The following is a 23,759-nucleotide window of genomic DNA, read 5'->3' as shown; positions in this document are numbered from 1 at the left end:
TGTCCTCCAAAGCTGCGGAGTTGTCATGCTGATCAAAGTCCCCAAAGCGTCTGACTGTCATGAGTCGGACGTCACGCCTGAATCCCTCTACCTTTCTCGCCGCAGTGTATTAGGTGCCGCTGTTGCCGGTTTGGCTGTGAGCAGTCTGCCGCGTTGGGCGGGTGCCGACGATGTTGCGCGTTATGCTGATGTAGAGCCTGGCAAGGCACCGTCCTGGTTTACCGAAAAGCTTCCTTCTACCAAATGGGGGGCGGTCAACGTCAAAGACGAGGCGATCACGCCTTTCAAGGATGCGACCCACTACAACAACTTCTATGAGTTCGGTGCCGATAAAGGTGATCCCGCGACCAACGCCGGTGCGCTGAAAACCGAACCCTGGAGCGTGGTGGTGGACGGGGAGGTGGGGAAGCCGGGGCGGTATGCGCTGGAAGACTTCATGAAGCCTTATCAACTGGAAGAGCGCATCTATCGTCTTCGCTGTGTGGAAGCCTGGTCGATGGTCATTCCGTGGATCGGTTTTCCTATTTCGGCTTTGCTCAAGGAGGTCGAACCAACCTCAAAAGCCAAGTTCATTCGCTTCGAAACTTTGCAGGATCCCAAGAGTATGACCGGGCAGCGTTCCGGTTTTGCCCTGATCGACTGGCCTTATGTAGAAGGGTTGCGTCTGGATGAGGCGATGAATCCGTTGGCGATTCTTGCTGTGGGCATGTATGGACGGGAGTTACCGAATCAGAACGGTGCGCCGCTGCGTCTGGTGGTGCCTTGGAAGTACGGCTTCAAGAGCATTAAATCCATCGTGCGGATCAGTCTGGTTAGCGATCAGCCGAAAACTACCTGGCAGAGTATCGCTTCGGATGAGTATGGCTTTTATGCGAACGTGAACCCGACAGTCGATCACCCGCGTTGGACCCAGGCACGGGAACGGCGTTTGCCGAGCGGTCTGTTCAAGCCCAATGTGCGGGACACGCAAATGTTCAATGGCTACTCGGATGAAGTCGCTTCTCTATATACAGGGCTCGATCTGCGGAAGAATTACTGATGCGATATCCGTTCTGGCGTATTGGCGTCTTCATCGCTGCAGCGATTTGGCCGCTGCTTTGGTTGTATCAGGCCTGGGCGGATGTGCTGGGGCCTGATCCGGGCAAGGTGCTGGTTGACCGGCTGGGGCTGGGGACACTGGTCCTGCTGCTTATCACGTTAAGCATGACGCCTTTGCAGAAGCTCACCGGTTGGCCGGGGTGGATAGCTGTCCGACGACAATTGGGGTTGTGGTGCTTCGCTTATGTGGTTCTGCATTTGAGCGGTTACACAGCGTTCATCCTTGGCTTTGATTGGTCGCAACTGGGTATCGAGTTGCGCAAGCGGCCGTACATTATTGTCGGGGTCCTGGGGTTTCTCTGTTTATTGGCATTGGCTGTTACCTCCAATCGCTACAGTCAGCGGCGTTTGGGTTCTCGCTGGAAGAAGTTGCATCGGTTGGTGTATGTGGTTCTTGGGCTTGGATTGCTGCATATGTTGTGGATCGTGCGTGCCGATCTGAGGGAATGGGCGATCTATGCTTCTATAGGTGCGTTGTTGTTGGTATTGAGATTGCCACCTGTAATCCGCCGGATTCCACGTTTAACAGCCAAAAAGGCAGCTTCTGCAAGAAAGGCGTAATTAGAGGTTGACGGCAGATTCTGGAGGTCTATAATTCGCCCCACTTCCGGCGTAGTCGAAACGGAAAACTCCTTGGTAAACAACGAGTTATGCGGTTTTCGGCAGCGGTTACGCTTCAGTTCATCGAAGCCAGAAGGAGTTGAAAGAGCGGTGTTGTTTGGCTCTTTTGACGGTTCGATCTTCTCGGTCGAAAGCGGAGAAAAAGAGGTGTTGACAGCAGCGAGTAACGCTGTAGAATTCGCCTCCCGCTAACGAGAGATCGGAAGCGCAAGTGGTTGAAGTTGTTAAGGATTTCCAAGCGAAACTTTGAAAACTTCTGAAAATAACCGCTTGACAGTAACAGAGGCTGCTGTAGAATGCGCGCCTCGGTTGAGACGAAAGATCTTAACCAACCGCTCTTTAACAACTGAATCAAGCAATTCGTGTGGGTGCTTGTGGAGTCAGACTGATAGTCAACAAGATTATCAGCATCACAAGTTACTCCGCGAGAAATCAAAGATGTAACCAACGATTGCTGAGCCAAGTTTAGGGTTTCTTAAAAACCCAAAGATGTTTGAACTGAAGAGTTTGATCATGGCTCAGATTGAACGCTGGCGGCAGGCCTAACACATGCAAGTCGAGCGGCAGCACGGGTACTTGTACCTGGTGGCGAGCGGCGGACGGGTGAGTAATGCCTAGGAATCTGCCTGATAGTGGGGGATAACGCTCGGAAACGGACGCTAATACCGCATACGTCCTACGGGAGAAAGCAGGGGACCTTCGGGCCTTGCGCTATCAGATGAGCCTAGGTCGGATTAGCTAGTTGGTGAGGTAATGGCTCACCAAGGCGACGATCCGTAACTGGTCTGAGAGGATGATCAGTCACACTGGAACTGAGACACGGTCCAGACTCCTACGGGAGGCAGCAGTGGGGAATATTGGACAATGGGCGAAAGCCTGATCCAGCCATGCCGCGTGTGTGAAGAAGGTCTTCGGATTGTAAAGCACTTTAAGTTGGGAGGAAGGGCAGTTACCTAATACGTAATTGTTTTGACGTTACCGACAGAATAAGCACCGGCTAACTCTGTGCCAGCAGCCGCGGTAATACAGAGGGTGCAAGCGTTAATCGGAATTACTGGGCGTAAAGCGCGCGTAGGTGGTTCGTTAAGTTGGATGTGAAATCCCCGGGCTCAACCTGGGAACTGCATTCAAAACTGACGAGCTAGAGTATGGTAGAGGGTGGTGGAATTTCCTGTGTAGCGGTGAAATGCGTAGATATAGGAAGGAACACCAGTGGCGAAGGCGACCACCTGGACTGATACTGACACTGAGGTGCGAAAGCGTGGGGAGCAAACAGGATTAGATACCCTGGTAGTCCACGCCGTAAACGATGTCAACTAGCCGTTGGGAGCCTTGAGCTCTTAGTGGCGCAGCTAACGCATTAAGTTGACCGCCTGGGGAGTACGGCCGCAAGGTTAAAACTCAAATGAATTGACGGGGGCCCGCACAAGCGGTGGAGCATGTGGTTTAATTCGAAGCAACGCGAAGAACCTTACCAGGCCTTGACATCCAATGAACTTTCCAGAGATGGATTGGTGCCTTCGGGAACATTGAGACAGGTGCTGCATGGCTGTCGTCAGCTCGTGTCGTGAGATGTTGGGTTAAGTCCCGTAACGAGCGCAACCCTTGTCCTTAGTTACCAGCACGTAATGGTGGGCACTCTAAGGAGACTGCCGGTGACAAACCGGAGGAAGGTGGGGATGACGTCAAGTCATCATGGCCCTTACGGCCTGGGCTACACACGTGCTACAATGGTCGGTACAGAGGGTTGCCAAGCCGCGAGGTGGAGCTAATCCCAGAAAACCGATCGTAGTCCGGATCGCAGTCTGCAACTCGACTGCGTGAAGTCGGAATCGCTAGTAATCGCGAATCAGAATGTCGCGGTGAATACGTTCCCGGGCCTTGTACACACCGCCCGTCACACCATGGGAGTGGGTTGCACCAGAAGTAGCTAGTCTAACCTTCGGGAGGACGGTTACCACGGTGTGATTCATGACTGGGGTGAAGTCGTAACAAGGTAGCCGTAGGGGAACCTGCGGCTGGATCACCTCCTTAATCGACGACATCAGCTGCTCCATAAGTTCCCACACGAATTGCTTGATTCATTGAAGAAGACGATAAGAAGCAGCCCGAAATTGGGTCTGTAGCTCAGTTGGTTAGAGCGCACCCCTGATAAGGGTGAGGTCGGCAGTTCGAATCTGCCCAGACCCACCAATTTTGTGTGGGAAACGCCTGTAGAAATACGGGGCCATAGCTCAGCTGGGAGAGCGCCTGCCTTGCACGCAGGAGGTCAACGGTTCGATCCCGTTTGGCTCCACCACTACTGCTTCTGTTTGTTGAAAGCTTAGAAATGAGCATTCCATCCTGGTGATGGTGAATGTTGATTTCTAGTCTTTGATTAGATCGTTCTTTAAAAATTTGGGTATGTGATAGAAAGATAGACTGATGGCCACTTTCACTGGTGGTGATCAGGCTAAGGTAAAATTTGTGAGTTTAATCGCGAATTTTCGGCGAATGTCGTCTTCACAGTATAACCAGATTGCTTGGGGTTATATGGTCAAGTGAAGAAGCGCATACGGTGGATGCCTTGGCAGTCAGAGGCGATGAAAGACGTGGTAGCCTGCGAAAAGCTTCGGGGAGTCGGCAAACAGACTTTGATCCGGAGATGTCTGAATGGGGGAACCCAGCCATCATAAGATGGTTATCTTAAGCTGAATACATAGGCTTAAGAGGCGAACCAGGGGAACTGAAACATCTAAGTACCCTGAGGAAAAGAAATCAACCGAGATTCCCTTAGTAGTGGCGAGCGAACGGGGACTAGCCCTTAAGTGGCTTTGAGATTAGCGGAACGCTCTGGAAAGTGCGGCCATAGTGGGTGATAGCCCTGTACGCGAAAATCTCTTGGTCATGAAATCGAGTAGGACGGAGCACGAGAAACTTTGTCTGAATATGGGGGGACCATCCTCCAAGGCTAAATACTACTGACTGACCGATAGTGAACTAGTACCGTGAGGGAAAGGCGAAAAGAACCCCGGAGAGGGGAGTGAAATAGATCCTGAAACCGTATGCGTACAAGCAGTGGGAGCCCACTTTGTTGGGTGACTGCGTACCTTTTGTATAATGGGTCAGCGACTTATTTTCAGTGGCGAGCTTAACCGAATAGGGGAGGCGTAGCGAAAGCGAGTCTTAATAGGGCGTCTAGTCGCTGGGAATAGACCCGAAACCGGGCGATCTATCCATGGGCAGGTTGAAGGTTGGGTAACACTAACTGGAGGACCGAACCGACTACCGTTGAAAAGTTAGCGGATGACCTGTGGATCGGAGTGAAAGGCTAATCAAGCTCGGAGATAGCTGGTTCTCCTCGAAAGCTATTTAGGTAGCGCCTCATGTATCACTGTAGGGGGTAGAGCACTGTTTCGGCTAGGGGGTCATCCCGACTTACCAAACCGATGCAAACTCCGAATACCTACAAGTGCCGAGCATGGGAGACACACGGCGGGTGCTAACGTCCGTCGTGAAAAGGGAAACAACCCAGACCGTCAGCTAAGGTCCCAAAGTTATGGTTAAGTGGGAAACGATGTGGGAAGGCTTAGACAGCTAGGAGGTTGGCTTAGAAGCAGCCACCCTTTAAAGAAAGCGTAATAGCTCACTAGTCGAGTCGGCCTGCGCGGAAGATGTAACGGGGCTCAAACCATACACCGAAGCTACGGGTATCACTTAGGTGATGCGGTAGAGGAGCGTTCTGTAAGCCTGTGAAGGTGAGTTGAGAAGCTTGCTGGAGGTATCAGAAGTGCGAATGCTGACATGAGTAACGACAATGGGTGTGAAAAACACCCACGCCGAAAGACCAAGGTTTCCTGCGCAACGTTAATCGACGCAGGGTTAGTCGGTCCCTAAGGCGAGGCTGAAAAGCGTAGTCGATGGAAAACAGGTTAATATTCCTGTACTTCTGGTTATTGCGATGGAGGGACGGAGAAGGCTAGGCCAGCTTGGCGTTGGTTGTCCAAGTTTAAGGTGGTAGGCTGAGATCTTAGGTAAATCCGGGATCTTAAGGCCGAGAGCTGATGACGAGTGTTCTTTTAGAACACGAAGTGGTTGATGCCATGCTTCCAAGAAAAGCTTCTAAGCTTCAGGTAACCAGGAACCGTACCCCAAACCGACACAGGTGGTTGGGTAGAGAATACCAAGGCGCTTGAGAGAACTCGGGTGAAGGAACTAGGCAAAATGGCACCGTAACTTCGGGAGAAGGTGCGCCGGTGAGGGTGAAGCATTTACTGCATAAGCCCACGCCGGTCGAAGATACCAGGCCGCTGCGACTGTTTATTAAAAACACAGCACTCTGCAAACACGAAAGTGGACGTATAGGGTGTGACGCCTGCCCGGTGCCGGAAGGTTAATTGATGGGGTTAGCTAACGCGAAGCTCTTGATCGAAGCCCCGGTAAACGGCGGCCGTAACTATAACGGTCCTAAGGTAGCGAAATTCCTTGTCGGGTAAGTTCCGACCTGCACGAATGGCGTAACGATGGCGGCGCTGTCTCCACCCGAGACTCAGTGAAATTGAAATCGCTGTGAAGATGCAGTGTATCCGCGGCTAGACGGAAAGACCCCGTGAACCTTTACTATAGCTTTGCACTGGACTTTGAATTTGCTTGTGTAGGATAGGTGGGAGGCTTTGAAGCGTGGACGCCAGTTCGCGTGGAGCCAACCTTGAAATACCACCCTGGCAACTTTGAGGTTCTAACTCAGGTCCGTTATCCGGATCGAGGACAGTGTATGGTGGGTAGTTTGACTGGGGCGGTCTCCTCCTAAAGAGTAACGGAGGAGTACGAAGGTGCGCTCAGACCGGTCGGAAATCGGTCGTAGAGTATAAAGGCAAAAGCGCGCTTGACTGCGAGACAGACACGTCGAGCAGGTACGAAAGTAGGTCTTAGTGATCCGGTGGTTCTGTATGGAAGGGCCATCGCTCAACGGATAAAAGGTACTCCGGGGATAACAGGCTGATACCGCCCAAGAGTTCATATCGACGGCGGTGTTTGGCACCTCGATGTCGGCTCATCACATCCTGGGGCTGAAGCCGGTCCCAAGGGTATGGCTGTTCGCCATTTAAAGTGGTACGCGAGCTGGGTTTAGAACGTCGTGAGACAGTTCGGTCCCTATCTGCCGTGGACGTTTGAGATTTGAGAGGGGCTGCTCCTAGTACGAGAGGACCGGAGTGGACGAACCTCTGGTGTTCCGGTTGTCACGCCAGTGGCATTGCCGGGTAGCTATGTTCGGAATAGATAACCGCTGAAAGCATCTAAGCGGGAAACTAGCCTCAAGATGAGATCTCACTGGGACCTTGAGTCCCCTGAAGGGCCGTCGAAGACTACGACGTTGATAGGTTGGGTGTGTAAGCGCTGTGAGGCGTTGAGCTAACCAATACTAATTGCCCGTGAGGCTTGACCATATAACACCCAAGCAATTTGCTGACCTGAAGAGGCGCCAGATTGCGGTGTGTGAAGACGAAACGAACCGAAAGTTCGAGATACTCACAAAACACACAAACTATCGCATACCCATTCGCTGGAGCGTGAGCCGTAAGGCAAACGAGCTGGCTACCGAATTTCTTGACGACCATAGAGCATTGGAACCACCTGATCCCATCCCGAACTCAGCAGTGAAACGATGCATCGCCGATGGTAGTGTGGGGTTTCCCCATGTGAGAGTAGGTCATCGTCAAGATTAAATTCCGAAACCCCTATCTGCGTAAGCAGGTAGGGGTTTTGTTTTGCCCGCAGGAAAAGCCCCCCGGCGGCAGTACAAAATTGCACAGTTATTTTCGAGGCAGGACACTAGAATAGGTCCAACTTTTTTGGAGCCAGAGCCTTTATGCCAGATCCGGTTGACGCCCCAGGGTTGTCAGATTTACCGCTGGACGACTTGGTAGCGTGTCATGAGTGTGACTTGCTGATGCGCAAGCCTGAGCTTGCTCATGGTGAAAAAGCCATCTGTGTACGCTGCGGTTATGAGCTGTATGCCCATCGACACAATGTCGTGCAGCGCAGTCTCGCCTTGGTCATTGCAGCACTGTTGTTGTACGTCCCTGCGAACTTTTTACCGATCATGCAGCTCCATCTACTCGGACAGTCGTCGCACGATACAGTCTGGAGTGGCGTTGTCGGTCTGTTCGATACCGGTATGCGAGGCGTAGCGGCAGTGGTATTCCTTTGTAGCATGGGGATTCCGCTACTCAAGCTGCTTTGCCAGCTGTTCGTGTTGCTGAGTATTCGCTTCGATATCGGACGCAGCTACGGCTTGCTGCTCTACCGCATTTATCACCATCTACGGGACTGGGGGATGCTCGAGGTTTACCTCATGGGCGTGCTGGTTGCGATCGTCAAATTGGCCGATATGGCGGCGGTCACCGTAGGTCTTGGTCTGGCGTGCTTCATCAGTTTGTTGTTGGTTCAGGTCTGGCTGGAAGTAGTGATGTCACCGCACCAGATCTGGCAGGCTCTATCAGGAGAAGATGCCCATGCGGGCGATTGATGCAGGCATTCTGATTTGTGCCGAATGCCACGAGTTGAATAAACAGGAAGCCGATACCGACGAGCAGGTTTGCACTCGCTGCGGTGCGCTGGTTCACGCCCGCCGCCCAAACAGTCTGATGCGTACCTGGGCATTGTTGATCACGGGTGCGATTCTCTACATCCCGGCCAATGTGCTACCGATCATGACCGTCAATTCCCTGGGCCAGGGTGATCCGAGCACCATTATGTCCGGTGTGATTCAACTGGTTCAGCACGGCATGATTCCAATCGCCGCCGTGGTTTTTATCGCCAGCATCCTGGTCCCCACGTTCAAGCTGGTGGGCATCGCATTGCTGCTGTTTTCGGTGCAGCGTCACCAGCCGCTCTCGGCACGCCAGCGCATTCTGATGTACCGCTTTATCGAGTTCATTGGCCGCTGGTCGATGCTGGATATCTTTGTAATCGCCATCCTGGTGGCGGTGGTGAATTTTGGACGGCTTGCCAGCATCGAAGCCAATCTTGGCGCCATCGCCTTTGCCAGTGTGGTGATTCTGACGATGCTTGCCGCAGTAACTTTCGATCCCCGACTGATTTGGGATAACACGGAGTCGGACGACGACCATGACTGATTTGCCTAAAGCGAAAACCCGACCGGCCTCGAACTGGTCTGCCATTTGGGTGTTGCCCCTGATCGCCTTGATTATCGGCGGCTGGCTCGGCTGGCGTGCCTACAGCGAGACGGGCATTGAGATTCAGGTGCGCTTCGAAAGCGGTGAAGGTATTCAGGCCAACAAAACCGAAGTCGTCTACAAAGGCATGTCGGTCGGAAAGGTGAAAGCCCTTAAACTCGATGACGAAGGCAGCTCCAAAGGAGTGATCGCCACCATCGAGATGAACAAGGACGTGGAGCAATACCTCAGGACCAGCACGCGTTTCTGGCTGGTCAAACCGAGCGTGAGCCTGGCCGGTATCACGGGCCTGGAGACACTGGTCTCGGGTAACTACGTGGCTGTCAGCCCGGGTGAAGGCGAGCCGACCCGCAAATTCAAGGCCCTGGCCCAAGAGCCGCCGCTATCAGACGCCCAACCCGGCCTGCACCTGACTATCAAGGCTGATCGCCTCGGTTCGCTGAATCGCGGCAGCCCGGTGTTTTACAAGCAGATTCAGGTCGGTCAGATCAAAAGCTATGTGCTGTCCGCAGACCAGAGCACTGTCGAACTCAAAGTCTTCATCGAGCCGACCTACGCCAACCTGGTGCGTAAACACACGCGTTTCTGGAATGCCAGCGGCATCAGTATCGACGCCAACCTGTCCGGTGTGAAAGTGCGGAGCGAGTCCCTCGCCAGCATCGTCGCCGGTGGTATTGCATTTGCGACTCCGGAAAATCGCAAGGACAGCCCGCCCACCGATCCAAGCCTGCCATTCCGTCTCTATGAGGACTTCGATGCGGCCGCAGCCGGTATTCGGGTCAAGGTCAAACTCAGCGATTTCGAAGGCCTGCAGTCCGGTCGTACGCCGGTGATGTACAAAGGCATCCAGGTCGGCAATTTGAAAACGCTCAAGGTTGACCCGGACCTGTCCAGTGCGACGGCGGAGTTGACTCTCGATCCACTGGCCGAGGATTACCTGGTCACCGGCACCCAGTTCTGGGTGGTCAAACCGTCGATTTCGCTCGCCGGTATTACGGGCCTGGAAGCGCTGGTTAAAGGTAACTACATCGCCGTGCGCCCTGGCGACAAGGGTGGTGCACCGCAGCGCGAGTTCGAAGCGCGGCCCAAGGCGCCGCCGCTGGATCTGCGTTCGCCAGGTCTGCACTTGGTGTTGTTCACCGACAACCTTGGTTCTCTGGAAGTCGGCAGTCCGATTCTCTACAAACAGGTCAAGGTTGGTTCGGTCCAGAGCTATCAATTCTCCCGCACCAAAAAGCAGCTGGTGATCGGGGTACATATCGAGAAGGAATACGAAGGGCTGGTCAACGCCTCGACGCGTTTCTGGAATGCCAGCGGCATTACGCTTACCGGTGGGTTGACCGGCGGCATCCAGGTTAAAAGTGAGTCGTTGCAGAGCCTGATGGCCGGTGGCATTGCCTTCGATACCCCGGAAGCCAAAGCACCATTGCAAAAGCGTATTCCACGTTTCCGCCTGCATGCCAACTATGATGAGGCAACGCAGAAAGGCACTATGGTGACGATCAAGGTCGATCGCGCCGATGGCCTTCGCAGTGGCACGCCGGTTCGGTTCAAAGGCCTGGACGTCGGCAAGATTGAGGACGTCGACCTCAGTGATGATCTGCAATCAGTACTGCTGACCGCGCGGATCACAGAGGTGCCGGAGCGTATTGCTCGGGTCGGCACTCAGTTCTGGGTGGTCAAACCTGAGCTAGGTCTGATTAAAACCTCGAACCTCGAAACGTTGGTCACCGGGCAATACATCGAAGTGCAGCCCGCGCCGAAGAACCTCGGCCCGCAGAAGACCTTCGTGGCCTTGACCAATCCTCCGGAAACCGCCAAGGAAGAGGCTGGTTTAAGCCTGGTGTTGAGCGCTGCTCGTCGGGGTTCGCTGAAGACTGGCGTCCCCGTCACCTATCGCGAAATCACGGTAGGCAAGGTGACCGGCTATGAACTGGGCCAGACGGCTGATCGAGTGTTGGTGCATATCCTGATCGAACCGAAATATGCACCGTTGGTGCGCAGTGGTACACGGTTCTGGAACACCAGTGGTTTTGGTTTTGACTACGGCTTGTTCAAAGGCGCGACAATACGCACCGAATCGCTGGAGACGCTGGTTCAGGGCGGCATTGCTTTTGCCACGCCGGATGGCGACCGCATGGGTGTTCCGGCGCGGCCCGAGCAAACCTTCCCGCTGTTCGACCAGTTCGAAGATGAGTGGCTGACCTGGGCGCCGAAGATCGCAATCGGCAAGTAGTTTGTCGGCGCCTGTGATGCTGCCTTCGCGGGCAAGCCTCGCTCCTACAATGAAAAGATAAAAAAAGGCCGCGATCCATTGGATCGCGGCCTTTTTGCTGGCTTGGATTAAATCAAATCAGACCGCATCCAGCTCTGGCTCATCAGCTTGTATAACAACGGTAGCCTTCACTTCATCGTGGCGACGGATGTACTTCCAGTCCGCTTCGTCGATGTAAATGCCGTTCGGGCCGCTGCCGCCTTCCAGGTCGATGGCGACACTGGCGCAAACTTGCGGCTTCACGCTCGCCAGAATCGGCACGAAGCCCAGTTGCAGGCTGGTTTCCAGCAGCGCTGCCTGGTTCTTCTCATCGATGTCCGCCGCCTCGTCGAGGTAGTACGGCAGGCGCACGCGACCGGCCTGGTCGCGGTCCATCAAGTGCAGCAACAAGTACATGTTGGTCAGCGCCTTGATAGTCATCGTGGTGCCGTTAGACGCCGCGCCGTCGATGTCGGTATGGATCACCGGCTGGCCGTTAACCTTGGTGATCTCGAACGCCAGCTCGAACAGATCCTTGAGACCCAACTGGTTGTGGTTCGCCGCCACCAGCCGCGCCAGATACTCCTTGGCTTCTTCGTTCTTGTTGTCCTGATCGGCGCTTTGGCTCAGGTCGAAGACGGAAAGGGTTTCGCCTTCTTCGTACTGACCGGCGCTGTGGATGATCTGGTCAATGTGCTTGAGCGCTTCCTTGTTCGGCGCGAGCACAATGCGGAAGCTTTGCAGGTTGGAAACCTGACGTTTGTTGATCTCGCGGTTGAACAGCGCCAGTTGATGTTCGAGGCTGTCATAGTCGCTGCGGATGTTACGCAGGGTCCGGGCAATGTCGGTGACCGCCGCACGGCGGGCCTTGCCCAGGGTCAGGGCTTCATCGGTGCGGTGTGCGTATGCGTTGATCAGCAGTTGCAGACGACGCTCCATATCGTCTTCGCTGTCGAACTTGGCCACACCTTTCAGGCGAACCTGAGCGTAGAGCGCTTCGATCTGCCCGTCGCTGCGCAGCAAACCTTGCCAGCTGTCCTGATAGTCATTGAGCAACGGCAACAGGTTGTCCATGGAATCGTCGACCGGGTCCATGAACGGCGTGCCGAATGGCAGGTCTGCCGGCAACAGCTGACGGCGGCGCAGCGCGTCGTCGAGGGTGCGTTGCTTGGCTTCCATATCGCCGATCTGCCGGCCGACCAGTTGCAGCTTGGCCGACAGTTGCTGGACGCGCTCGGTGAAGGCATCGCTGGAACGCTTCAACTCGTCCTGAGCGGCTTCCATCTGCGCCAGTTGCTCAAGCTTGTCGCCTTCTTCGGCGCTCAGGGTTTGTGCGCGGCGGAAATCTTCCAGGGCTTTCTGCGCATCCAGCACTTGCTGGTACAGAGCTTCGGTCTGGGTCTTGCTGGCCGCACGGTCGGCTGCCACGGCAGCTTGAGTTTTCAGCTGCTTGAGTTCTTTTTCCAGGCGGTCTTTCTGATCGCGCAGTGCCGCGCGGTCGGCCAAGGCTTGCAGGGCCGGCGGCTCGATGTGCGACAAGTCGATGGACAGGCCCGGCACTTCGAAGCGCTCGCCTTTGAAGCCATCAAGGATCAGTTCCATGGATTTGACCCACTGACCGTCCTCGTCCAGCGTGATGCCGTGTTCGCCCAATGGCAGGCTGAACAACGCGCTGTTGAACAGGCGCATCAGGCGCTCGACGTCCTGTTGCGAGAACTCTTCGCGCAAACGGGCGTAGCTGTTGTTGTCGGCGTGATCGAGTTGTTGCTTGACCGACTTCAGGCGTTTTTCCAGATCCCGCAGACGTTCTTCCAGGTCTTCGGCACTGAACTGTCGCGACTGTGCCAGCGCACCGGCCAGTTCGTCGTGCGCGTCCTTGGCCGCGAGCAGTTGCTGTTCGAGGACTTTGACGTCATCGACCAGCGCGAAGCGATGCTTGAGCACCGACAACTCGCCGAGCCAGCGCTGGATGCCGGTGATTTCCCGTTCCAGGCGCATCAGTTCTTGGGTGCCGCCGCGCTGATCGTTTTGCAGCGCATCCTGCTCGTTGCGGTAGTGCTCGGCCTGGATTGTCAGTTCTTCCTTGCGCGCACTGGCGTAATCCGACCAGGTGCCGAGCAGGGAGTCGAGCAGCGGCGACAGGCGATGCAGTTTGCCACGCAGGATATCGCGCTGTTTCACGCCGTTGGCCAAGGCTTCGACCAAGGGACCGGCCGCCACCAGCGAGTTGTAGTCCTGCTCCATGCGGCGTACGTCGCGGAAGGCTTCTTCGCACGCGGCGATGTAATCGACACTGCCGGAGCGCAGGCTGTGTTCGAACGCATCGAGGAACAGTTGCTTGAGCTTGGCCGCGGTGATTTCACGCATGTGCAGCAAGTTGATGAACAGGGCGCGGAAGGTCTTCAGGCTCTGTTCGCTGGTGGAGCGCAACGGGATCAGCGTCAGGTCGAGCGGAATCGAGGTGTGGCCGCCCACCAGCAAACGACGCAGTTCATCCGGCTTGAGTTCGTAGGCTTTCAGGCCTTCGCGCTCAAGATTGGTGAACAGCTCTTTCTGCCGCAGGCAGGTGTCGTCTTTCTGATAATGAGCCAGGTCGAGTTTACCGGCGTAGGCAAAGAACTGGTGACCGAAACCACCACCCGGACCGCGACCGACCACACCGATTACGTGCGGGCCGTGGGGCAGGGAGACTTCGACGAGGATGTAACTGGTGTCCGAGGCGAAGTAGAAACGCCGCGATTGTTCCAGGCTGTACTTGCCGAAACTCATGTCCGACATGCGCGCCAGGATCGGGAACTGCAAGGCGTTGATCGAGGCGGATTTACCGAGGTTGTTCGCGCCGTAAACCGACAGTGGCTCTTCCAGTGGGAACAGGCCAAGGCTGTAACCGGCGGTGTTCAAAAGGGCAAAGCGGCGAATGCCGTAGCGTTCCTTGCTCATGCGTCGGTCTCCTGTTCTTCGGCAATGGCGCGGGCTATGGCGTCTTCTTCGCTCTCTTCTTCAAACTCGGTGAGATCGAGCGGGTCGTCGGTCTGCAGCAGTTTTTCGTCGCTGTCTTCGTCAATCAGCACCGGCGCTGGTAACGGCAGCACGCTGTGCAGGCTGGCGGCCAGGTCGCGGTCCTGCTGAACCGACAGGCAGACATCGAGGAAGCGGTGCATCGGCGGCAGGAAACGGTAGATACCGTTTTCTTCGCCGGCGAAACCGAGCTGAGTCATGCGGCGCATGATTTTTTCTTCGAGCTCTTCGACGGTCTGCACTTCGGCCTGGATGAACAGGTCGCGGTACTTTTCCAGCAGCGATGGCAATTCATCGCGCCCGAGACTGCCGCCGTCGAGCACGGCGACCGGGTCGCGCCCCTGGTCGGCCAGGTGCTCGACAAGGATGAAGGTGAACAGCGCCAGACGTTGTGCCGTCTTGTTTACCGCAGCAGCAGCCAGGTCCGGCACGAAGTAGTAGAAACCCCGGGTATCGCACACCAGTTCAAAGCCCAGCGCCTTGAACAGCGTGCGGTACTGGTCCTGGAAGTTCGACAGTTGCGCGTACAGCTCCGGGTCGCGGCGGCTGACGTGGTAACCCTTGAACAGCTCGCGAAAGATCGGCGCCAGCTGGGACAGTTCGGAAAGATCAAGATGCATATGGCGTGCTCGCAGAATCCTCGGCGGCGGTGTCGCGGGCCGAGAGCAGGGCGAAGGAGCGCAGGCTGACCTGGTGCTCGTGAGTGTGGTAATCGCGGCGTTCCAGACGCTCGCGCTTGAAGCGTTTTTCCCGCGACAGGCGCGAGAACCAGTAGAGCAATTCGTCGGTGGCGCCATCCGGCTCCTGCTCCAGCAGCCAGCTCATCAGGTCCGGCATCGGCAGGGCGTCTTCGCAGCGTTCGAGCATTTCCCGAACCGTGCGTGGCGCGCGTGGGGCTTCGCCTTTCTGGGTCTTGTGAGCCTTGGGGAACCGCGCCGGTTTCGGCTCGAAACGGGCCAGGGCGTACACGTAGGCTTCGACCTGACTGGCGCTGCCGAGGAAGGTGCTTTGCGGCCGGGTGAACATCGGCATCGCGGCTTGTGGCACCGCATCGATACCTTTACGACGAATGGCCGACAAGGCCAGCGCCGCGCCACGGGTTACGGCGTTGTGCCGGCGCGCTTCTTCACGCAGCGGCAGCAGCAGTTCACGGGCATGACGCAAGGTCAGCTGGGCGCTGGTCTGCATTTCGAGGATGCGCGCGTGGGTGCGCAGCAGCATGTCGTCGTCAACCAGATGGCCGAGGCGCTGCTGTTCAGTGAGCATCTTCAGCAGGACGTTTTCGACCTTGCGCACGCCTTGTTCGAAGGCGCCGTCGGCATTCACCAATTGGATCATTGGCTCGACGTATTCATCCCAGGTCGCCAGTACTTCAGCGTAGCGTTGACGCAACGGGATCTGCCGGTCGCTGGTCTTGGCCCGCTCGGCGACGGCCACCAGGGCCTGTTCGTCGTTGGCGAGTTTCTTCAGCACGTCCCGCACACGCATGTCGAGCAGGCGCAACTGGCGCGCCAGATCGTTGCCGTCGCGAATGTCGAAGGCGTCCTGGATGTAACCGGCCAGGCGTTCGAGATGGCGCAGATAGGCTTCGATTTCCAGGCACAGGCCCAGACGGTGCTCACGGCGCAGGTAAGCGAGGAAGTCGTGAATCTGCGCGTTGAGCTCGAAGCGGTTCGGGCTTTTCGCCACGGGAACCAGAATGTCGAGGCGGATCCACACGTCCAGCAGGCTGGTGATGTCCTGCGGTGTGCTGTCCAGTTGCTGGGCGGCCAACTGTGAACGCAGTTCGTTGAGGCTCAGGGTGCCTTGGTCGAAGTGCTCGCACAGTGGCTCCAGAAGTGCCCAGTGTTCAGCGAGGGCGCGCAAGACGCGCTTGGGTTCGATCATCGGAATGGCCGGCTGGTTGGCGATTAAAAGCCGCGATTGTACTGCATCGCAGCCGTGTCGATTCACTCTCGGGATGGACTGTCGGTTTTCTATCGATCAAGCGCGGGCGATCTTGAGCGAAGGGCGGTAGAATCAACGCACTTTAGTTATCCACAAGTGGCCGACCTTTGCTTATCGAGTCCCGTCGCCGCGCTTATTTGGCCGCCATGCAGGTGGTCAACTGGCTGCCGCGCACCGAATTGCCCTTTGCTGCGCCATCGCGCCCCGAATTGTTGGAGACGCCCGAGCCATTGGTCGTCGTCCCGGTTGCGCCTGCTCCGGTGGCGCAGGCGCCCGTGGAGCCTGTGGTCAAACCGGCCGAACGGGTAAAAATCGAGGTGCCACGGCCGTCGCTGGCCAGCACCCGCACGAACGCCAAGGTCGAAGAAGAAGAGGCCCCGGTCGCGGTCAAGGCACCGGTCGTTCCGCCACCGCGTTTCGCCCTGCAATTGCTGCGTGCGGGTCGTTGCCTGTTGTTGGTGGAGTTACCCACAGGCGAAAGCTTCCAGGCCCGCGATCCGGCCTATCTGTTACTCAAAGACATGCTACGCGCCGCCGGCCTGCCAGACAGCCCGCAGATCATCGGCGAGCCGGTGCGCTGGCCGCTGCTGGCTCGCGGCACCATGGATCAAGGGCCGGAAGCGGCTCGGGATTTCGTACAAGGCTTTCTGTCGGCCCGTCTGGAAGACGCTCCATGCGTCTGCCTGTGGCTGATCGGCTTGCCGGCGGTGCGTTTTGCCGGTGAGGCCAACGCCGAATCCTTCAACCGTGAACTTCAGGTCGAAGGCCTGGGTTCGGTCTGGGCCCTGCCGGGTCTGGAATTATTAATGGAAGAGCCACAGCGTAAGGCTGATGTCTGGCAAGCCATGCGTCGGCTGATGGCGCGCTGGAAAGAATCGAATGAGTGACGCTGTATCGTTCCGCCCGATGACCGAGGCGGACCTGGACACTGTACTGAAAATCGAATACGCGGCTTATAGCCATCCCTGGACCCGCGGGATTTTTCTCGATGGCCTGGGCAAGTACCAGATCTGGCTGATGTTCGAAGGGCAGCAGCAGGTCGGTCATGGCGTGGTGCAGATCATTCTTGACGAGGCGCATCTGCTGAACATCACCGTCAAACCGGAAAACCAGGGCCGCGGTCTGGGCTTGACGCTGCTGGAGCATCTGATGTCCCGGGCTTATGAAGCCAAGGCGCGGGAATGCTTTCTGGAAGTGCGCGACAGCAATCGGGCGGCGTTTCGGTTGTATGAGCGGTATGGATTCAACGAAGTCGGGCGTCGGCGGGATTACTACCCGGCGGTTGGCGGGCGAGAAGATGCGGTGGTGATGGCCTGCACGTTGGTTGATTGATCGTTGCTAAAAGCTTCGCGGGCAAGTCGGACCCCCCCACCGCTCGCTCCTGCCACCAACCACGCAGGAGCGAGCGGTGCGGCGGTCCGACTTGCCCGCGAAGCGTCTTCACTGACGCCAACGATCAACGCTTGCCGTCCAACGGATCGTGCTTGGCCCATTCGGCCTCATCCAGCCCGTCGCCGCCGCCGATATCGTCTTCATCGACAATGCTCAGATCCCAATCCGCTTGGCCACCTTCACCCGCTTCATGGGAATCCCGTGCGCCGTCTTCACGGATCAGGGTTTCCGGGCTCAAGTCATCGTCGGTGGCGTCGTTGTCATTGGGCGAGCCCCCCGTTATGCGGGTTTTACGGACGCGTGTCTCGGGCAGCTGCTGTGCACGCTCTTGTTCGGGTGTCAGGTCGCCGATTCTGGTGCCGGGTTCTTCCTCGTCGAAATCCAGCTCATGCACCGAGCCCATGCGGTCTTCATCGTCGTCGATGGGCTCGGGTTGCTCCTTATCGAACGGACGTCGTGAATCAGTCATGGCAATTCCTCATACTGTAGGCCCTACTACAATTGACCCACTGGGCTGCCGAGAATTCCCGCGGGCATGGAGCGCCGGCTAGCCGTTATAGACAGGGCGTCAGGGGTATCTGCATCTTGCGCGTGACCCCGACACACGGTTGTCTGTCAAAGCAGCAAATCATTCTTGAGGCTTCATGCATGAACGAATTACAAGATCTGATTGATAACAACGAACGCTGGGCTGATGCGATCACCAAAGAAGATCCTGACTTCTTCGCCAAACTGGCCCGTCAGCAAACGCCGGAATTCCTGTGGATCGGCTGCTCCGATGCGCGCGTGCCGGCCAATGAAATCGTCGGCATGCTGCCGGGCGATCTGTTCGTGCACCGCAACGTGGCCAACGTTGTGTTGCATACTGACCTCAACTGCCTGTCGGTGATTCAGTACGCGGTTGACGTGCTCAAAGTCAAACACATCCTGGTCACTGGCCACTATGGCTGCGGTGGTGTACGCGCCTCGATGCAGGACCGTCAGTTGGGCCTGATCGACGGTTGGCTGCGCTCGATTCGCGATCTCTATTATGAAAAGCGCGACGAACTGGCCAAGTTGTCCACAGAAGAAGAGCGGGTCGACCGCCTTTGCGAGCTCAACGTGATCCAGCAGGTGGCCAACGTCGGTCATACCAGCATTGTGCAAAACGCCTGGCATCGCGGGCAGAGCCTGTCGATTCATGGCTGCATTTATGGCATCAAGGACGGTCGCTGGAAAAGCCTGAACGCCACCATCAGCGGTTTCGAACAGTTGCCACCGCAGTACCGTTTGCGTCCGGTCGAAACGTTGTAAAACCCTTTTCAGCCGGGACTTCGTCGACGCCACTGTTGAAAAAACTGTTCTCCACTGGCATTCGGCGATTCGTCATAGCCGATGATCCAGCCACGGCAGCCCGGACTACCGCAGCGGCAGGCGAACTGCCGCAGCAGCTTGTCTTCTGTCGCGGCGAAATCCATCGTCAGTCGGTCACCCTTTTTGATGTCCTTGAGCGCCCATAACCACAGCTCACTCATGTCGAGAAAGACGTTGGGGTCGCAGGAGTGGCTCAGCAAACCGCAGAAGCGCGGATCGTAGACATGGATTTCGGGTGCCAGCTGCCGGGTGTGTCGGTTGCGGTAGGGCAGCAGATGCCCGGAAACCCTGCAGATTCGGCTGATGCGGGGGAATTCGCGCAGAGCCATGACAGCTATTGCCGATCCCTCTGCGTTGTTGAGAGTTTCAAAGTCATCCCTGGAGGGGAATCCAAGGCGAAGGGGCAATTCTTCAAAGGGATAGATGCCATTGGATGGCGGTGGGGGGATTTTTTGTTGGTTGTGAGCTCTCATAACAATCCTTGTCAGCGGGGTGCTACAAACTCCGTCAACTGACCTCCGGTCAGCTTTGCAGCACATGGGTACGCCCCAAGCCTCTCGCAAATGAAACAACTGGTCTACTGTCAGATATGACAGGCGTAAAAGTCTCTTTCCCGCGTCAGCCAAGGCTGACACGAGAAAGACGTTCATCGTTTACAAGTGTGGCGCAGGAGCAGAGGTCGCAAGAGACGGGGTCTTCAGCTGTTTCAACTGAGATTTGACTGTCGTTGTTGCGCATTTGGCCACGGCCTGTTCGGGCGTCAGGTTGCGGATCGAGGTGTAGAACAGTTCGCAGGTTTTTTCTTTCTGGGTCACTTGCCAGGTCTGAGTGCAGCTTTTCAGCTGAACGGTAGGGTCAGTGCCCGGTTTGCTGCCCATCCCGGCCTGCCAGCACGCGGCGCTCAAATCCTGCCCCATGACTTTCAGCCCCGCGGCATCGGCCTTGGCCTGGGCATCGCTGCCGCTATAGGCCTCGGGATCGGCGGCGTACCAGATGTAGCTCGGGTGGTTCGAACCCAGTACGGGTACTTTCACACCCTCGCTCGGGCTGATGGTTGCCAAGCCCAGCACGTCCACGGTCGGCCCGTATTGTTGCTTGATCCAGTTACGCACCGGTGCGCCAAAGGCAACCATTGGCAACGCAGCGCCGCTGGCGTTCTGGCTGACTTCCTTGACCATGGTGGTCTGGTAATCCTTGAAGTAGTCATAGACGCCTTCCAGGTCCTTGCCGGCGCTGGACGGCGCGGCAATCGGTGCGATGTCGATGATGGTCTGATAGCCCGGTGTCTGGTCGTCAGGGATGCCGTTGGCGGTCAGCAGCGTGGCCCAGCGGTCGGTAGTCTTGGACTCCAGGTAGTCTTGGGCTTGGGTCAGCGAGTAATCCGGCGGGAAGTGCAGCAGTTCGACGCTTTTGCGGTTTTCCAGTGCCATGCCCAGTGGCAGGAACAGGTACCAGTTATAGGTCCATTTACCATCGGCACTCAGCTTGTTGGCGCCGTTGTAAGCCAGATCCCCAGCCTTGAGCAATGCGGTCAATGGCTTGTCATAGCCTTTGGGCACACCGCTGATATTGGCGTAGAGCTGCTCATTGTCGGTTTTGACCACTACTTTTGCGGTTTTGTAACCATCGCGTTGCACGCTTTGGGTCAGGTAGTGCTCGACTGTCTGTTCCAGCGTCCAGTTGCGATAGCAGATGACGTTGCAGTTGTTGGGGTAGGCGAACAGCCGGGTGACTCGTTCGGTACTGCCCAGATTCAGATCGACATCTGCGTGAGCGGCGGCACTCAGGGTGAGGGCTGCGAGGGTGAGTCCTGTGAGTTTTAACATGCTCAGATCCTTTTCAGCGTGGTCCCGATGATGGGGTGCATGCCATATTGGATCAGCGGCGTTACATATAAAAGCGGGTTCTCATGGTTTTTTTCACAGGACTGCCCCGGCCTATTTGGGCCTTTCGACGCGAGAGTCCGGCCCCCAAGTAAATATCCGGAGCCGGGTAAATATTAAGTATTACAACAAATGCAATGCCAGATGGCTGCCCGCGCGCAGGTATTCAATTTGCGCAACAACCGCATCCTTGACGATGGCTTCGCCTGTATCGGTCAACTTGGCTTTTTTGGCATCGATGATGGACGTTTGCATTAGCTGCATGACCACATCCATTGCTTTCTGGAACGCTGTCAGATTGTTGTGCAGGCCAAACTCGCGAACGACAGCGTCCATGCGGCGATCAGCATCATCACGCAACTTCTTATATTCAACGACTGAAACTCTGCCGTCCTGGTAAATCTCATTGATCATTTCTTCCAGCGTTTTCGATACTAAAGACATCTGACTTGTTCATCCTTGGTTAACTTTGAGAAAGTAGGTTGTGAGACGCCGAAGTCTAACCCGCTGATTTATATATTTGAGATAGGAGCTAACTGGGTTTAACGTCGGACGCAATCGAGTCTGCATGTAGGATAAATCTTGATCATTGCCCGTCCGGGCCGTAGCAACAGTAAATCAATCGGTCCGTTGCGGTGATGCTGTGTGTGCGTTTGGGACGATGGTCTAACGGGTTGTCCACAAACGCATTTGCGTAGACCATGGGCGCCTTGGTTTTTTACCTGCCAGAGTTCTTTTTCATGACTGCCAACACAGATGCGCGCCCGGTGCCCTTCACCCGCTCGGACTACAAAACTTTGGGGCTAGCAGCCCTTGGCGGCGCGCTGGAAATCTACGACTTCATCATTTTCGTGTTTTTCGCGCTGACCCTCAGTCAGCTGTTCTTCCCGCCAGAAATGCCCGAGTGGCTGCGTCTGCTACAAAGCTTCGGGATTTTCGTCACCGGCTACCTTGCGCGACCTCTGGGCGGGATCCTGATGGCGCATTTCGCCGATAAATTGGGGCGCAAGAAGGTTTTCAGCCTGAGTATCCTGATGATGGCATTGCCATGCCTGCTGATCGGGATCATGCCGACCTACGCTCAAATCGGCTATTTCGCACCGCTGTTGCTGTTGGCCTTGAGGGTCCTGCAAGGCGCGGCGGTAGGCGGTGAAGTGCCGAGTGCCTGGGTGTTCGTGGCCGAGCATGCACCGGTCGGGCATCGCGGCTATGCCCTCGGCTTCCTGCAGGCGGGGCTGACCTTCGGCTACTTGATCGGAGCTCTGACGGCGACATTTCTGGCACAGACGTTCACCCCGACGGAAATCCTTGATTACGCCTGGCGCTACCCGTTTCTGCTGGGCGGTGTGTTTGGCGTCATTGGTGTCTGGCTGCGTCGCTGGCTCAGTGAAACCCCGGTATTCATGGCCATGCAGGCCCAGCGCGAGAATACTGTCGAACTGCCGCTGCGCACGGTCCTGCGAGAGCACCGCCTGGCGATGCTGCCGGCGATGATTCTCACCTGCGTGCTGACCTCGGCCGTGGTGGTATTCGTAGTCATTACCCCGACCATGATGCAAAAAACCTTCGGCATGACCGCCAGCCATACCTTCGCCCTGAGTGCTTTGGGCATTGTGTTTCTGAACATCGGCTGCGTACTCGCGGGGCTGCTTGTCGACCGCATCGGCGCGTGGCGCACGGTGATGCTGTATAGCCTGCTGCTGCCGTTGGGCATCGGCGTGCTTTATACCTGCCTGATCATTGAAGGCCAGTGGATCGGTTTGGCCTATGCAGTGGCAGGCCTCTCTTGCGGGGTAGTCGGCGCGGTGCCCTCGGTGATGGTCAGTCTGTTTCCGGCGCGGATTCGCGTCTCGGGGATTTCCTTTACCTACAACGTTGCCTACGCCGCCTGGGCCAGCATCACACCGCTGCTGTTGATCGGTCTGATGCCGTGGAGTCCGTGGATTTGTGTGATTTTCTGCGCAGTGATGGGGGCTGTGGGCATCAGCAGCGCGGCGTATTTCGGCGCGCGAGTACCGCGAACTGGGCGCTGTTCGGTAGTCGGCGCGGTATAAAGGTGTTCGTGTTGCCACTATTTTTGTAGGACAAACCCGAAACACTCTTCAGAAAATATCCCCAAAGCCGATGGCTAGGCTGTATGCAGCTTTTTATCCCTGTCCATCGGTGCTTCCCATGTTCAACAAACGCTTGAAGCAGGAGCTGTCGGCTCTTCGCGAAGAACTCTCCAGCCTTCAGCAAGTCAAGGAGAGCCTGGACAGCGAGATGCTGGCCCTGATCCTTGATTCCGATGGCAGGATTCAATCGGCCAACCAGAATTTCAGGGGTGAGATGCTTTACAAGGGCAACGATCTGGTCGGCCGACACATCGAAGACATCGTCCCGGTTCATGTGAAGTCGGACGAATTCCACCGCCGCTTCAAGACTGCATTGACCCGTGGCGAGCACTTTGCCGGCACGGTTCGTTTACTGCGGGGCAACGGTGCCGAAGCCTGGTTGCGGTCAATCATGCAACCGGTGCGGTCCGCGGATGGCCGGATCAAACACTTCTCGATTTACTCCAGCGACCTGACCCGCACCATCGAGGCATCCCGTGAGCACGAGAACCTGATCGGCGCACTGGTGCGCTCGACCGCGGTCATCGAGTTCGACCTCAATGGCAACGTGCTGATGGCCAACGAGCGGTTTCTCAACGGCATGGGCTACAGTCTGGCGCAGGTCCAGGGCAAACATCACCGCACTTTCTGCGAACCTGAGGAATATAACAGCGCCGAGTATCAGAACTTCTGGCGTCGCCTGAACGCTGGCGAGTTCGTGGCTGATCGCTTCAAGCGCATCGACAGCCACGGTCGCGTGGTCTGGCTGGAGGCCTCCTACAACCCGGTTGTCGACGCCAACAACAAACTCTACAAAGTGGTGAAATTCGCCACGGTAATTACCGATCAGGTCAATCAGGAGCAAGCGGTCGCCGAAGCGGCCAACATCGCCTACAGCACCTCGTTGCAGACCGACAGCTGT

General features: G+C 56.5%; 16 protein-coding genes, 2 tRNA genes, 3 rRNA genes and 1 pseudogene. 15 read left to right on the top strand and 7 right to left on the bottom strand.

What is annotated here, in order from left to right; genetic code table 11:
* Positions 1-25 precede the first annotated feature (25 nt).
* The 10 genes from msrP (at position 26) to PSH97_RS23540 (ending at position 11,133) form a co-directional block, all read left to right on the top strand.
* Positions 26-1,039: a protein-methionine-sulfoxide reductase catalytic subunit MsrP gene (gene msrP / locus PSH97_RS23585; RefSeq protein ID WP_305446904.1), complete on the top strand. Its 1,014-nt coding sequence runs from the start codon at positions 26-28 to the stop codon at positions 1,037-1,039.
* Positions 1,039-1,659, top strand: coding sequence for a protein-methionine-sulfoxide reductase heme-binding subunit MsrQ (msrQ, locus tag PSH97_RS23580; RefSeq protein ID WP_305446903.1), 621 nt, complete (start codon positions 1,039-1,041; stop codon positions 1,657-1,659). Before msrP ends, msrQ begins: the two co-directional genes overlap by 1 nt.
* A 555-nt stretch (positions 1,660-2,214) precedes the next feature.
* Positions 2,215-3,753 (top strand): 16S ribosomal RNA (locus tag PSH97_RS23575).
* Between the two features lie 82 nt (positions 3,754-3,835).
* Positions 3,836-3,912: transfer RNA gene (locus tag PSH97_RS23570), tRNA-Ile, on the top strand.
* A 30-nt stretch (positions 3,913-3,942) separates the two neighbouring features.
* Positions 3,943-4,018: transfer RNA gene (locus PSH97_RS23565), tRNA-Ala, on the top strand.
* Between the two features lie 235 nt (positions 4,019-4,253).
* Positions 4,254-7,145: ribosomal RNA gene (locus tag PSH97_RS23560) — 23S ribosomal RNA — on the top strand.
* A gap of 159 nt (positions 7,146-7,304) precedes the next feature.
* Positions 7,305-7,420, top strand: a 5S ribosomal RNA gene (rrf, locus tag PSH97_RS23555).
* Together the 16S, 23S and 5S rRNA genes with 2 tRNA genes alongside form the textbook arrangement of a ribosomal RNA operon.
* A 147-nt stretch (positions 7,421-7,567) precedes the next feature.
* Positions 7,568-8,227 (top strand): paraquat-inducible protein A, encoded by a 660-nt coding sequence (locus PSH97_RS23550; RefSeq protein WP_305446902.1) that lies wholly within the window; start codon positions 7,568-7,570, stop codon positions 8,225-8,227.
* A complete protein-coding gene (locus PSH97_RS23545; protein ID WP_305446900.1) occupies positions 8,214-8,837 on the top strand; it encodes a paraquat-inducible protein A in 624 nt (207 codons plus the stop codon). Before PSH97_RS23550 ends, PSH97_RS23545 begins: the two co-directional genes overlap by 14 nt.
* Positions 8,830-11,133 carry a PqiB family protein gene (locus PSH97_RS23540; protein WP_305446899.1) on the top strand — a complete coding sequence of 768 codons (2,304 nt, stop codon included), beginning with the start codon at positions 8,830-8,832 and terminating at the stop codon, positions 11,131-11,133. Before PSH97_RS23545 ends, PSH97_RS23540 begins: the two co-directional genes overlap by 8 nt.
* Positions 11,134-11,250: 117 nt before the next feature.
* On the opposite strand, the gene mksF is transcribed toward PSH97_RS23540, so the two are convergent.
* From mksF to mksB, 3 genes are read right to left on the bottom strand one after another with little or no spacing between them, the layout of a single operon-like run.
* Positions 11,251-14,091 (bottom strand): Mks condensin complex protein MksF, encoded by a 2,841-nt coding sequence (mksF, locus tag PSH97_RS23535; protein ID WP_305446898.1) that lies wholly within the window; start codon positions 14,089-14,091, stop codon positions 11,251-11,253.
* Positions 14,088-14,789, bottom strand: a complete 702-nt coding sequence (gene mksE, locus PSH97_RS23530) for an Mks condensin complex protein MksE (RefSeq protein ID WP_305446897.1) — start codon at positions 14,787-14,789, stop codon at positions 14,088-14,090. The genes mksF and mksE overlap by 4 nt, the downstream gene beginning before the upstream one ends.
* Positions 14,779-16,056, bottom strand: coding sequence for an Mks condensin complex protein MksB (gene mksB / locus PSH97_RS23525; RefSeq protein WP_305446896.1), 1,278 nt, complete (start codon positions 16,054-16,056; stop codon positions 14,779-14,781). Before mksB ends, mksE begins: the two co-directional genes overlap by 11 nt.
* A gap of 206 nt (positions 16,057-16,262) precedes the next feature.
* On the opposite strand from mksB, the gene PSH97_RS23520 reads away from it, so the two are divergent.
* Together PSH97_RS23520 and rimI are read left to right on the top strand one after the other, a co-directional pair.
* Positions 16,263-17,003 carry an energy transducer TonB gene (locus PSH97_RS23520; protein WP_305449858.1) on the top strand — a complete coding sequence of 247 codons (741 nt, stop codon included), beginning with the start codon at positions 16,263-16,265 and terminating at the stop codon, positions 17,001-17,003.
* Complete coding sequence (rimI, locus tag PSH97_RS23515; RefSeq protein WP_305446895.1) at positions 16,996-17,448, top strand: ribosomal protein S18-alanine N-acetyltransferase; 453 nt, start codon at positions 16,996-16,998, stop codon at positions 17,446-17,448. The genes PSH97_RS23520 and rimI overlap by 8 nt, the downstream gene beginning before the upstream one ends.
* A 124-nt stretch (positions 17,449-17,572) precedes the next feature.
* On the opposite strand, the gene PSH97_RS23510 is transcribed toward rimI, so the two are convergent.
* The gene (locus PSH97_RS23510) at positions 17,573-17,977 is read right to left on the bottom strand and encodes a serine kinase/phosphatase (RefSeq protein ID WP_305446894.1); all 405 of its coding nucleotides are present in this window, start codon (positions 17,975-17,977) and stop codon (positions 17,573-17,575) included.
* A 179-nt stretch (positions 17,978-18,156) separates the two neighbouring features.
* On the opposite strand from PSH97_RS23510, the gene can reads away from it, so the two are divergent.
* Positions 18,157-18,801 (top strand): carbonate dehydratase, encoded by a 645-nt coding sequence (gene can / locus PSH97_RS23505; protein WP_258617122.1) that lies wholly within the window; start codon positions 18,157-18,159, stop codon positions 18,799-18,801.
* 8 nt (positions 18,802-18,809) lie between these two features.
* On the opposite strand, the gene PSH97_RS23500 is transcribed toward can, so the two are convergent.
* The 3 genes from PSH97_RS23500 to PSH97_RS23490 all read right to left on the bottom strand — a co-directional run bounded on the left by PSH97_RS23500 (position 18,810) and on the right by PSH97_RS23490 (position 21,188).
* On the bottom strand, positions 18,810-19,334 hold the full coding sequence (locus PSH97_RS23500) for an SET domain-containing protein-lysine N-methyltransferase (protein ID WP_305446893.1): 525 nt from the start codon (positions 19,332-19,334) through the stop codon (positions 18,810-18,812).
* Positions 19,335-19,514: 180 nt separating this feature from the next.
* The gene (locus PSH97_RS23495) at positions 19,515-20,687 is read right to left on the bottom strand and encodes a hypothetical protein (RefSeq protein ID WP_305446892.1); all 1,173 of its coding nucleotides are present in this window, start codon (positions 20,685-20,687) and stop codon (positions 19,515-19,517) included.
* A 180-nt stretch (positions 20,688-20,867) separates the two neighbouring features.
* Entirely contained in the window at positions 20,868-21,188 is a 321-nt protein-coding gene (locus PSH97_RS23490) for a hypothetical protein (RefSeq protein WP_305425182.1), read from the bottom strand.
* 296 nt (positions 21,189-21,484) lie between these two features.
* On the opposite strand from PSH97_RS23490, the gene PSH97_RS23485 reads away from it, so the two are divergent.
* Both PSH97_RS23485 and PSH97_RS28660 read left to right on the top strand, forming a co-directional pair.
* Positions 21,485-22,798 carry an MFS transporter gene (locus PSH97_RS23485; protein WP_305446891.1) on the top strand — a complete coding sequence of 438 codons (1,314 nt, stop codon included), beginning with the start codon at positions 21,485-21,487 and terminating at the stop codon, positions 22,796-22,798.
* 70 nt (positions 22,799-22,868) lie between these two features.
* Positions 22,869-23,645, top strand: a pseudogene (locus tag PSH97_RS28660) (PAS domain-containing protein); the annotation flags it as partial.
* Positions 23,646-23,759 lie beyond the last annotated feature (114 nt).

This window comes from Pseudomonas cucumis, from assembly GCF_030687935.1.
In the GTDB taxonomy this organism is placed as follows: domain Bacteria; phylum Pseudomonadota; class Gammaproteobacteria; order Pseudomonadales; family Pseudomonadaceae; genus Aquipseudomonas; species Aquipseudomonas cucumis.
Note: the sequence above shows the minus strand (reverse complement) of the source record. Positions and strands in the feature narration are given on the sequence as shown.

Bases quoted from the DNA above. Each gene is read 5' to 3' on its own strand.
- msrP (WP_305446904.1), top strand. From the start codon at position 26: ATGCTGATCAAAGTCCCCAAAGCGTCTGACTGTCATGAGTCGGACGTC.
- msrQ (WP_305446903.1), top strand. From the start codon at position 1,039: ATGCGATATCCGTTCTGGCGTATTGGCGTCTTCATCGCTGCAGCGATT.
- PSH97_RS23550 (WP_305446902.1), top strand. From the start codon at position 7,568: ATGCCAGATCCGGTTGACGCCCCAGGGTTGTCAGATTTACCGCTGGAC.
- PSH97_RS23545 (WP_305446900.1), top strand. From the start codon at position 8,214: ATGCGGGCGATTGATGCAGGCATTCTGATTTGTGCCGAATGCCACGAG.
- PSH97_RS23540 (WP_305446899.1), top strand. From the start codon at position 8,830: ATGACTGATTTGCCTAAAGCGAAAACCCGACCGGCCTCGAACTGGTCT.
- mksF (WP_305446898.1), bottom strand. From the start codon at position 14,091: ATGAGCAAGGAACGCTACGGCATTCGCCGCTTTGCCCTTTTGAACACC.
- mksE (WP_305446897.1), bottom strand. From the start codon at position 14,789: ATGCATCTTGATCTTTCCGAACTGTCCCAGCTGGCGCCGATCTTTCGC.
- mksB (WP_305446896.1), bottom strand. From the start codon at position 16,056: ATGATCGAACCCAAGCGCGTCTTGCGCGCCCTCGCTGAACACTGGGCA.
- PSH97_RS23520 (WP_305449858.1), top strand. From the start codon at position 16,263: ATGCAGGTGGTCAACTGGCTGCCGCGCACCGAATTGCCCTTTGCTGCG.
- rimI (WP_305446895.1), top strand. From the start codon at position 16,996: ATGAGTGACGCTGTATCGTTCCGCCCGATGACCGAGGCGGACCTGGAC.
- PSH97_RS23510 (WP_305446894.1), bottom strand. From the start codon at position 17,977: ATGACTGATTCACGACGTCCGTTCGATAAGGAGCAACCCGAGCCCATC.
- can (WP_258617122.1), top strand. From the start codon at position 18,157: ATGAACGAATTACAAGATCTGATTGATAACAACGAACGCTGGGCTGAT.
- PSH97_RS23500 (WP_305446893.1), bottom strand. From the start codon at position 19,334: ATGAGAGCTCACAACCAACAAAAAATCCCCCCACCGCCATCCAATGGC.
- PSH97_RS23495 (WP_305446892.1), bottom strand. From the start codon at position 20,687: ATGTTAAAACTCACAGGACTCACCCTCGCAGCCCTCACCCTGAGTGCC.
- PSH97_RS23490 (WP_305425182.1), bottom strand. From the start codon at position 21,188: ATGTCTTTAGTATCGAAAACGCTGGAAGAAATGATCAATGAGATTTAC.
- PSH97_RS23485 (WP_305446891.1), top strand. From the start codon at position 21,485: ATGACTGCCAACACAGATGCGCGCCCGGTGCCCTTCACCCGCTCGGAC.